Origin of the sequence: Sedimenticola selenatireducens (genome assembly GCF_963675335.2) — a bacterium.
In the GTDB taxonomy this organism is placed as follows: domain Bacteria; phylum Pseudomonadota; class Gammaproteobacteria; order Chromatiales; family Chromatiaceae; genus Sedimenticola; species Sedimenticola selenatireducens.
On the sequence record NZ_CAXXYC010000002.1, the window covers coordinates 239,860 to 248,868 of the forward strand.

Below are 9,009 nucleotides of genomic sequence, written 5' to 3' on the forward strand. Positions count from 1 at the left end.
ATATTCCGACGCCTGCGCATGCGGTCACCCCTCGCCAAGCGGCAAAGGCCGATCGAACTTCTCCATGCAGCCGCGCCCGACAAGCGCTGTGACACAGTCCGCCGGGTAGCTTGACGCTATGAGCTGTTGATTATTGGGCTTCTGGAATGCGTGATCAGCAGCAGCTGATGTTCCGAGGGGAAAAGATACTATAAATCATAAGGCCATTCTAATTTATTAATTTGCGGGTAGCGCAAACTGCTACTTATGACTTAACCGAAATCGCCCGCTGCATCCTGCCCGTTGAGCTAACTGGGTAATCAGGTTAGTTAACTATTAAGGCTAAAACCGGCAGACATTGCAGACCCCCAACTGTTGCTGGATGGCCATCAACTCCCGGGTGAGTTTAATCCGCCCCTCAGCCAGTTGACTGAGGATGAGCCTGCTGTCGGCGATAGCCTGTTGGTGTGTCGGCGTGATACCGGTTTTGGTGGTAATCAGTGTTTCATGTATTTGCTTTTGCTTGTTTTCATCCTTGACCAGGAGCTGGAAATTCTCACCCAGGGAGGCCGCCAAATCCATTTGCTGTTGTGTGAACGGAACGGCCACTTTGACGTGATGGGTAAGTTGGGTCTGCTCGGCCCATTCAGTCGTGCAGAGTCCTTGTATGGCCAGTTTGCCCTGGACCTGAGAGGCCTCATCGGGAAAAACAAGCGCCGTATGGGGGATGGACGGGAGCTGCACGTCTGTCGCATGGGAGTGATCATCTTCCATGGTCTCGTCGATGATTTTTATGTTGGCCAACAGTAGTGAAAATAGATCAAGGGACGACTCCGCCTCAAAATCAAGGGCGGCTATCTGGACATCGGATAGATCAAGTGTGGGCAGGTCGGCGGCAGTAAGCACTCCTGTGGACAAAATCAAATACTTCATACGGTGTCCTTTACTTCAAGTCTTCATCTTGATCAGCACTAATTGCGGTCAACAATGGTGCGCTGACACGCTATGATCGCGGCTGGGATAAGCATCCATCCGACAGGTAAATGGCTGCTGCTCTTATATCGTATCTTTGCACAATATTATCATAAACAGTTGGATATCAATCCAGTTTTCCCCGTGCTGTCTTGACGCCGATCTGCCTGGCACGGGGGTATCGGCAGCAGATGCGTTTTACGATTCGACAGAGCCCTTGCAGTCGTGCGACTGCTGCTCCAGCGCCAGCAAAAACCGCTTGGCGCGGATGCCGCCGCCAAATCCGGTCAGACTGCCATTGGCACCGATTACCCGATGGCAGGGGATGACGATGGGCAGCGGGTTGCGGCCGTTGGCGGCCCCCACGGCACGGACAGCGGTTGGTTTGCCGATTTGCTGCGCAATATCGCTGTAACTGCGGGTTTCGCCATAAGGAATCGACTGCAGGGCTTGCAGTACATGGAGTTGGAATGCCGTACCATGCGGGTGCAGCGGCAGATCAAACTCAGTCCGGTCGCCGGAAAAATACTCCGCAAGCTGTGCCTTGACCGTGGCAAATGGCTGACCATCCCGTATCCAGTCTGCTGCGGGTTCGAGATGACCCTTGCCTTCAGGAAAGCCGATGAATCGAAGGCCGCTGTCATCGCCCGCCAACAGCAGTGAGCCAATAGGGCTGTTGTAGTAGTCGTATTTCATGTCAGGTTATCCGTTCAGTTGTGCCGCCGCGCGCCACAGATACATGCCTGCATAGGCGCGCCAGGGACGCCAGTTGGCGGATCGTTCAAGCAGTGCCGCCGCGCTCTGGTCACCGTACAGCTGCCTGGCTACTTTAAGCAAAACGAGATCGGAATGCAGAAAGGCGTCCGGATCGGAGAGCACGCGCAGGGCGATATAGCCGGCGGTCCATTCACCGATCCCCCTGATGGCAACCAGGGCTTGTCGCAAGGCGTCCGGCTCGACCCATCGGTCCAGGTTCACCACGCCCCCGGCAACGGCGCGGGCCAGGTCAACAATGGCCCGCGCGCGCGCCTGTGGCATGGGGAAGTCCGTCGGATCGGCCCGCATCAACCGCTCTGGTGACGGGAACAGGGTGGCACCGTTCACGGTGGTGCCGAAGCGTTCTGCGATCCGGCCCATGACCGTGGTGGCCCCGCTGACTGAAATCTGCTGTCCCACGATCGCCCGCACCGCCAGTTCAAAACTGTCCCAGCTGCCGGGTACCCGGATGCCTGGATTCTCCGACAGCAGTTTGTCCAATGTCTTGTCGTGTGAAAGGGTGCCGTTGATCTCCAGCGGGTCGGCATTGAGATCAAACAGATTCCTGATCCGCTCCACCAGCGTGTAGAGGGGAGCCGTAGAAGGTAAATCGAGCCGGCACTGCAGCGCGGGCTCGGATTCACTGTGGCTTACCTCGATATGGCCGACCTGACCATCCAGTTCGACGTGTCGGTGCCAGCGCCCATCACTGACCCACTCGACCCCGGGTACGGCCCGTTTGGCCAGAAAGGCGCTGATTGAATCCCAGCAATAGGGGGCGCGGTAGGGCAGGCGGATACTGAGCAGGCCGTCGGAAGCCTGCCTTGTGCCGGCTCTCAGTGCGGAGGGTGGTCGATCATAGACCTTGCGGAAATGGTCGTTAAAACGACGTATGCTGCCGTAACCCGCCGCCATCGCCACCTCGGTCATGGGGAGGCTGGTCTCATTAATCAGTTTTTTCGCGAACTGCAGTCGCCGGGTCTGGGCAATAGCGATAGGTGATGCGCCGAGATGCTGCTGAAACAGTCGGCTAAGATGCCGGCTGGTTATGCCGAGCCTGTCGGCGAGGGTGCTGATCGAGGATTGGTCGAGTGCCCCTTCATGGATCAGCCGCAGCGCCCGGGTGACGCTGGTCGAGCTGCCGCACCAGGCCGGCGTGCCGGGGGCTGATTCCGGACGGCAGCGCAGGCAGGGACGGTAACCGTCTTCTATTGCTGCCGCTGCACTCTTGAAGAAAATGACGTTTTCCGCTTTCGGCAGGCGTACAGGACAGATCGGCCGGCAGAAAATACCGGTGGTTTTTACCCCGACAAAGAAGCGCCCGTCGAAGCGGGGGTCCCGGGTCTGTCTGGCCTGTTCACAGGTGGTGAGGTCGATCTCCATCGCCGCTGTCTGCCTTTGTGGATTACCGGTTTCGGTTATCTTAGGGCAGTGACTGGCACGGTGCTAGCCGGAATCGGACCTCTATTCCAGCATGGTCGGAGATCGTTCTGCCCCGCTAGCCCTATGTTCCTCACCCGACAGAGTGTCCGTAAAGGAAGGTGAATGTAGAGTGGATAAGCGACAGTGCATCCACCGGGCATTGGCGGATGCGCCTACCGGCTTATCCACCCTACCAGACAGCGGGTTCATCCTGGGGCTCTGGTCTTACCGGGCGCTATGCCTTGCTGCCGCACTCCTGGAAGATGCGTTGCTGACAGCCGGCGCATACCGATTTGTCCAGCTTGTGGTAGATGGCATGAATGGCCGCGTTCTTCGATTGGAAGATATTACGGTCACCGATCTCCTCGAGATCGCCACTTCGCTCCAGGGCATCCCACAACCGCTCCTTGACATCAATCAGGTAGAGCCTGCCGCCTGCATCCTTGCGTCGTTTTGCCTCTTCAACCAAGGCGTGGCCGCCCTGCAGGTCCACAAAGTTTATGCCGCTGGCAATGATGGCGAGGTGCTTCTTTTCGGGATGGTTGGTGCGGATGCGATCGAACTGCTCCTGCAGGTGATTCACCGAACCAAAGAACAGGGAACCGTCGATGCGGATAATCTTGAGCTGTTTGCACTCCGGCAGATCGGGGTCGCTGGAAAAGGCGTGCTTGTAGAGACGGGGATCCGGCACCCGGGTGACGATATTGGGTTTGGAAACCCGCTCCAGATAGAGCACCAGGGAGAGCAGGACACCGGCGAAGATGGCAAATTCCAGTTCCAGGAACATGGCGCTCAACAGGGTCACCAGCAGCACCGCGCTCTCCCGTTTGGAGGATTTCAGGACGTGTCCAATCGCCTTGAAATCGATCAGGCCCCAGGCCACCAGGAACAGGATACCGGCCATAGCCGCCTTGGGCAGATAGGCGGCATAGGGCGCCACCAGCAACACGATCACCATCAACAGCAGGGCGGCAAACACGGCAGCCAGCGGGGTCTTGGCACCAGACTGATAATTGAGTCCGCTGCGGTTGAATGAGCCGGTCGCTACATAGCCGGAGAAGAAGGAACCGGCGATGTTGGACAGACCCTGGCCGATAAACTCCTGATTGCCATTGATACGATAACCACCACGGGCCGCAATGGAGCGGCCGATGGAGACGGCCTCGGTCAAGGCAAACAGGGTGACCGCCAGCGCGGTGGGGGCCAGATCCTTGATATGCTGGAGCGACAGGTCCGGCGCCGAGAGCGGCGGTAGCGCCGCCGGCAGGGCGCCGACGGTGGGAATATGAGTGATGGCGTGGCCAAAGGTGTAATCCAGCAGTAGCGATACCAGTGTGCCGGTGAGCATGGCGGCGATCATGTAGGGAATGCGCGGAAACCAGTGCTTGAAGGCGATACCGGAGAGCAGGGTGATCAAGGCAATACCACTAACCCAGGGGTTGATCTCCTGCAGATGTTGCGTGAAATTGAAAACAATCTCATGCAGATGGCCGCCGCTGTCCATTTCGATACCGAAAAAGTACTTGAGCTGTTTCGCTGCAATCAATACGGCGGCACCCGCGGTGAATCCGATAATGACCGAGTGGGAGATGAAATTGACCAGCGCACCCATGCGCGCAAGACCCAGCGCCAGCTCAAACACACCGACCATGAAAGTGAGAGTGAGGGCCAGAGTGATGTAATCGGCGGTGCCCGGGGTGGCGTAGACCGAGAGGGCGGAGAACAGCACCACCGAGGCGGCGGTGGTCGGACCTGAAACCAGATGCTTGGATGAGCCGAACAGGGCCGCGATGATCGCCGGGATCATGCCCGCATAGAGGCCGTATTCCGGTGGCATGCCGGCGATAGTGGCAAAGGCCACGCCTTGCGGCAGCACGACGATGGCGCCGGTGAGAGCGGCAATCAGATCGGCACGCAGATCGCGCTTGTCGATGTTTGGAAGCCAGTGGGTGAACGGGAATAGAAAGCTCAAGCCGGGATGCAGTGCCGTAATACGCATCTGTTCTTTGTGATTACCTCGTGTCAAAGCCGGCACCTGGAGTTGCCGGGATCTGGTACATCCGCTGTGTGCACTGTGGCCATCCCAGCGCATTCCGGAAGGAAACCGGGTTCAGCGTCCGGACCGGCGGTCTGTCAAGCAGATAGGTGTTGCAAGTTGTTGATTCTTCAGCATCCAGAACGGATTATTGCGTGTGCTGATGTTTCGGCTTTTACCATACAATAAACAATTAGGTTTTTCTAATTTATTAATATTACCGTTAGTGTAAGTCACAGCTTATACATTGCCGTTTGACAACAGTCCGAATAAAGGAACGATGGGGAGCTGACGGCCGCAGATTTGTAGGGCAGTGATTAAGGTGGACGGATAGGCCATCGGCCACTTCACAGCGATGATCGCAACGAAGACGCGGGGTTGCACTCTAACCCTGATGGTTATGATTGTGTGACCGGCACGGGACCATAATTGGAGCGTCAGGTGCATCTATTGGAATTTATCGGTCGTGCTTTGGCCCATTATCTGCATCAACCGAGCAGGCACGGTGCCCGCCCCGCCACCTGTACAACCGATCAGTTGGCAACCGTCCTGCGTAAGGGTGATGTCCTGCTGGTTGAGGGCTCCAGCCGTTTCAGTACGGCGGTTAAATACCTGACCCAGTCAACCTGGTCGCATGCCGCTCTCTATATCTCGGCGGACGGTGATTCGCCAGATGCAACCCTACAAGGCGGAACGCTTGTGGAAGCGGATGTGCTCGAGGGCGTGCGGCTGGTCCCGCTGAGTGACTATTGGAATCTGCACACACGTATCTGTCGTCCGATCGGCCTTACCCCGACCGAGATCGATGCGGTGGTGGAGTATGGTGTATCCAGAATCGGCCATCAGTACGATCTGAAGAATGTTCTCGACCTGGCGCGCTATCTGATCCAGACACCTCCCGTGCCTTCCCGCTGGCGCCGCCGTATGCTGGCGCTGGGCAGTGGTGATCCCACCCGGGCTATCTGCTCTTCACTCATCGCCCTGGCGTATCAGTCGGTACAGTATCCGATTCTTCCCGATAGCGTTCTCATGAAATCGCCGGACCAGGCGTGTCAGGACTGTTACCAGGAGATGCTGCACATTCGTCACCATAGCCTGTTCGCACCGCGAGATTTTGATATCTCGCCCTATTTTCAGATCATCAAACCGATGCTGCAGATCGAGTTCGATCCCCATACCCTGACCTGGGGTGATCCCGCGGACAATGAGCATGGAGATCCCTGATATATCGTTTCCGGATTACCCGCCAAACTCGGCCAGGGTTTGCTGCCGCTCCTACCGCTACGCTTGGTCGCCGGAGTGGGTTTGATCTGTAGGAGGCCCGCCCCGGGCCGAATTCGCGGCGAGGGCGCCGCTCCTACCGCTACGCTTGGTCGCCGGAGTGGGTTTGATCTGTAGGAGGCCCGCCCCGGGCCGAATTCGCGGCGAGGGCGCCGCTCCTACCGCTACGCTTGGTCGCCGGAGTGGGTTTGATCTGTAGGAGGCCCGCCCCGGGCCGAATTCGCGGCGCGGGCGCCGCTCCTACCGCTACGCTTGGTCGCCGGAGTGGGTTTGATCTGTAGGCGGCCCGTCCCGGGCAGACTTCGCGGCGAGGGCGCCGCTCCTACCGCTACGCTTGGGCGCCGGAGTGGGTTTGATCTGTAGGAGGCCCGCCCCGGGCCGAATTCGCGGCGCGGGCGCCGCTCCTACCGCTACGCTTGGTCGCCGGAGTGGGTTTGATCTGTAGGCGGCCCGTCCCGGGCAGACTTCGCGGCGAGGGCGCCGCTCCTACCGCTACGCTTGGGCGCCGGAGTGGGTTTGATCTGTAGGAGGCCCGTCCCGGGCAGACTTCGCGGCGCGGGCGCCGCTCCTGCCGCTACGCTTGGTCGCCGGAGTGGGTTTGATCTGTAGGAGGCCCGCCCCGGGCCGAATTCGCGGCGAGGGCGCCGCTCCTACCGCTACGCTTGGTCGCCGGAGTGGGTTTGATTTGTAGGAGGCCCGCCCCGGGCCGAATTCGCGGCGCGGGCGCCGCTCCTCCCTGGGCAAATCCGCTCACGCACATCCATGTGCTTCGCGGTATAAGCTCCTCCCTGAGCAAATCCGCTCACACTCACGCGGTGGTTTGGATCGTACTACTGGCTGGTCAGCGTGCGCTTGTAGACTGCCTCGGCAATCGCCAGCAGTTCCCGCCTCACTCATGTCGGGGTAGAGGCCGCGGGCGATCTGCATGCCGATCTCCAACTGGCCGTCCCGGCACAGGCCCGACATAGCGGCCTGCTCCATGGCTTCGAGGATGGTAGCGGTATTTGGATCCATGATCTGATTCTAGTACCTGTCGCGGCTTCAGGAGTCAACAAACCCGACGACGCTCTGGGCACTGCGGGCGATCTCCAGCTCTTCATTGGTGGGAATCACCAACAGCCGGACCCGGGAATCGGCCGAGTGCAAAGCCAGTATGTTGTTGGATGCTGTCGGCTCTTCACAGGAGATAGCAATACCCAGTCCCTCCAGTCCCGTGCAGATTTGCTGGCGCAGTTCCGTATCGTTTCCACCGATACCACCGGTAAAGATGAGCGCATCCACCCGGCCCAGGGCGGCGGCGTAACTGCCGATGGTCTTTTTTATCCGGTAGGCGAACATGGCTCTTGCCAGCTGTGCGGCATCGTCCCCCTGCGATGCCCGTTGACCTCACCTCGCGCATGTCGCTGGAGCCGCACACACCTTTCAGACCGCTCTCCTTGTTCAGGAGTTTTTCCAGCTGATCCGCGGACAGGCCGCCTTCACGCAGCAGATAGAAGTGCAGCGCCGGGTCGATATCGCCACAGCGGGTGCCCATCATCAGCCCCTCCAGCGGGGTCATGCCCATGCTGGTGTCTATGCAGTGGCCGGCTTCAATGGCAGCCGCGCTGCAGCCATTACCCAAGTGCAGGGTGATCAGGTTGAGTGAATTAAGCTCGGTGGAGAGAAATTCGGCCGCCTGCTTGGCCACATAGTGATGCGAGGTGCCGTGAAAGCCGTAGCGCCGTACCTGGTAGTCCCGATAGAGCCGCTCCGGCAGGGCGTAACGAAAGGCGTAATCCGGCATGCTCTGGTGAAACGCCGTATCGAACACCGCCACCTGGGGCACCCCGGGACAGAGACCCTGCATCACCTCGATCCCCTCCAGGTTGGCTGGGTTGTGCAGCGGCGCCAGCGGGATCATGGCGCGGATGGCCTGGATCACCTCATCATCAATCAGGACCGGTTGACTGAAACGCTCACCGCCATGCACCACCCGATGCCCAATGGCGGTCAATTGATCCAGCGAGGCCAGTGCGCCGCTGGAGCTGAGCTGCGCCACCACCTGCTCCAGCGCCTGGTGATGATTGGCCACAGGAGCGGCCGGCTCGCCGATCCGGTCGATCATCCCGGTGGCCAGGGGTAGCTGCCGTTGCATATCGAACAGCTGATACTTGATGGATGAACTGCCTGCGTTGATCACCAGAATGGTCACGCCGGATTCTCCCGCTGGTCGTTCTCCTGTGCCTGGATGGCGGTAATGGCGACGGTGTTGACGATATCGGTCACCGTGCAGCCACGGCTGAGATCGTTGACCGGTCTGTTCAGACCCTGGATCACCGGGCCGATGGCCACCGCGTTGGCGGAGCGCTGCACCGCCTTGTAGGTGTTGTTGCCGGTGTTGAGATCGGGAAAGATGAACACCGTGGCCTGGCCGGCCACCTCGCTCTCCGGCATCTTGGAACGGGCCACGCCGGGATCGATGGCGGCATCGTACTGGATCGGTCCCTCCAGTTTCAGGTCCGGCCGCAGGCGGCGCGCAATGGCTACCGCATCCCGTACCGACTCCACATCATCCCCCTTGCCGG

General features: G+C 59.4%; 7 protein-coding genes and 1 pseudogene. 1 reads left to right on the plus strand and 7 read right to left on the minus strand.

The features are described 5' to 3' along the window. Positions 1-321 precede the first annotated feature (321 nt). The 4 genes from ACHZBF_RS03600 to ACHZBF_RS03615 form a co-directional block, all read right to left on the minus strand. Complete coding sequence (locus tag ACHZBF_RS03600) at positions 322-912, minus strand: hypothetical protein (RefSeq protein WP_321527705.1); 591 nt, start codon at positions 910-912, stop codon at positions 322-324. Positions 913-1,149: 237 nt separating this feature from the next. Further along, the gene (locus ACHZBF_RS03605; RefSeq protein WP_029132737.1) at positions 1,150-1,647 is read right to left on the minus strand and encodes a methylated-DNA--[protein]-cysteine S-methyltransferase; all 498 of its coding nucleotides are present in this window, start codon (positions 1,645-1,647) and stop codon (positions 1,150-1,152) included. A gap of 6 nt (positions 1,648-1,653) precedes the next feature. Beyond that, on the minus strand, positions 1,654-3,090 hold the full coding sequence (locus ACHZBF_RS03610; protein WP_029132736.1) for a DNA-3-methyladenine glycosylase 2 family protein: 1,437 nt from the start codon (positions 3,088-3,090) through the stop codon (positions 1,654-1,656). A 274-nt stretch (positions 3,091-3,364) separates the two neighbouring features. Further along, positions 3,365-5,128, minus strand: coding sequence for a SulP family inorganic anion transporter (locus tag ACHZBF_RS03615; RefSeq protein ID WP_029132735.1), 1,764 nt, complete (start codon positions 5,126-5,128; stop codon positions 3,365-3,367). A gap of 477 nt (positions 5,129-5,605) precedes the next feature. Here ACHZBF_RS03615 and ACHZBF_RS03620 point away from each other — a divergent pair, with 477 nt between their 5' ends. Continuing rightward, positions 5,606-6,388 (plus strand): YiiX/YebB-like N1pC/P60 family cysteine hydrolase, encoded by a 783-nt coding sequence (locus tag ACHZBF_RS03620; RefSeq protein ID WP_321527706.1) that lies wholly within the window; start codon positions 5,606-5,608, stop codon positions 6,386-6,388. A gap of 1,098 nt (positions 6,389-7,486) precedes the next feature. Here the strand turns inward: ACHZBF_RS03620 and ACHZBF_RS03625 are convergent. The 3 genes and pseudogenes from ACHZBF_RS03625 to ACHZBF_RS03635 all read right to left on the minus strand — a co-directional run. Continuing rightward, positions 7,487-7,783 carry a hypothetical protein gene (locus tag ACHZBF_RS03625; protein WP_335342945.1) on the minus strand — a complete coding sequence of 99 codons (297 nt, stop codon included), beginning with the start codon at positions 7,781-7,783 and terminating at the stop codon, positions 7,487-7,489. A 100-nt stretch (positions 7,784-7,883) separates the two neighbouring features. Then, positions 7,884-8,579, minus strand: a pseudogene (locus tag ACHZBF_RS03630) (acetate/propionate family kinase); the annotation flags it as partial. A 53-nt stretch (positions 8,580-8,632) separates the two neighbouring features. Beyond that, positions 8,633-9,009, minus strand: a 377-nt coding sequence (locus tag ACHZBF_RS03635) for a phosphate acyltransferase (protein WP_321527707.1), incomplete at its 5' end; no start/stop codon positions are given.

What these genes read in the sequence shown, in the direction of transcription:
- ACHZBF_RS03610 (WP_029132736.1), bottom strand. Translation starts at nt 3,090, where the DNA reads ATGGAGATCGACCTCACCACCTGTGAACAGGCCAGACAGACCCGGGAC.
- ACHZBF_RS03615 (WP_029132735.1), bottom strand. Translation starts at nt 5,128, where the DNA reads ATGCGTATTACGGCACTGCATCCCGGCTTGAGCTTTCTATTCCCGTTC.
- ACHZBF_RS03600 (WP_321527705.1), bottom strand. Translation starts at nt 912, where the DNA reads ATGAAGTATTTGATTTTGTCCACAGGAGTGCTTACTGCCGCCGACCTG.
- ACHZBF_RS03625 (WP_335342945.1), bottom strand. Translation starts at nt 7,783, where the DNA reads ATGTTCGCCTACCGGATAAAAAAGACCATCGGCAGTTACGCCGCCGCC.
- ACHZBF_RS03605 (WP_029132737.1), bottom strand. Translation starts at nt 1,647, where the DNA reads ATGAAATACGACTACTACAACAGCCCTATTGGCTCACTGCTGTTGGCG.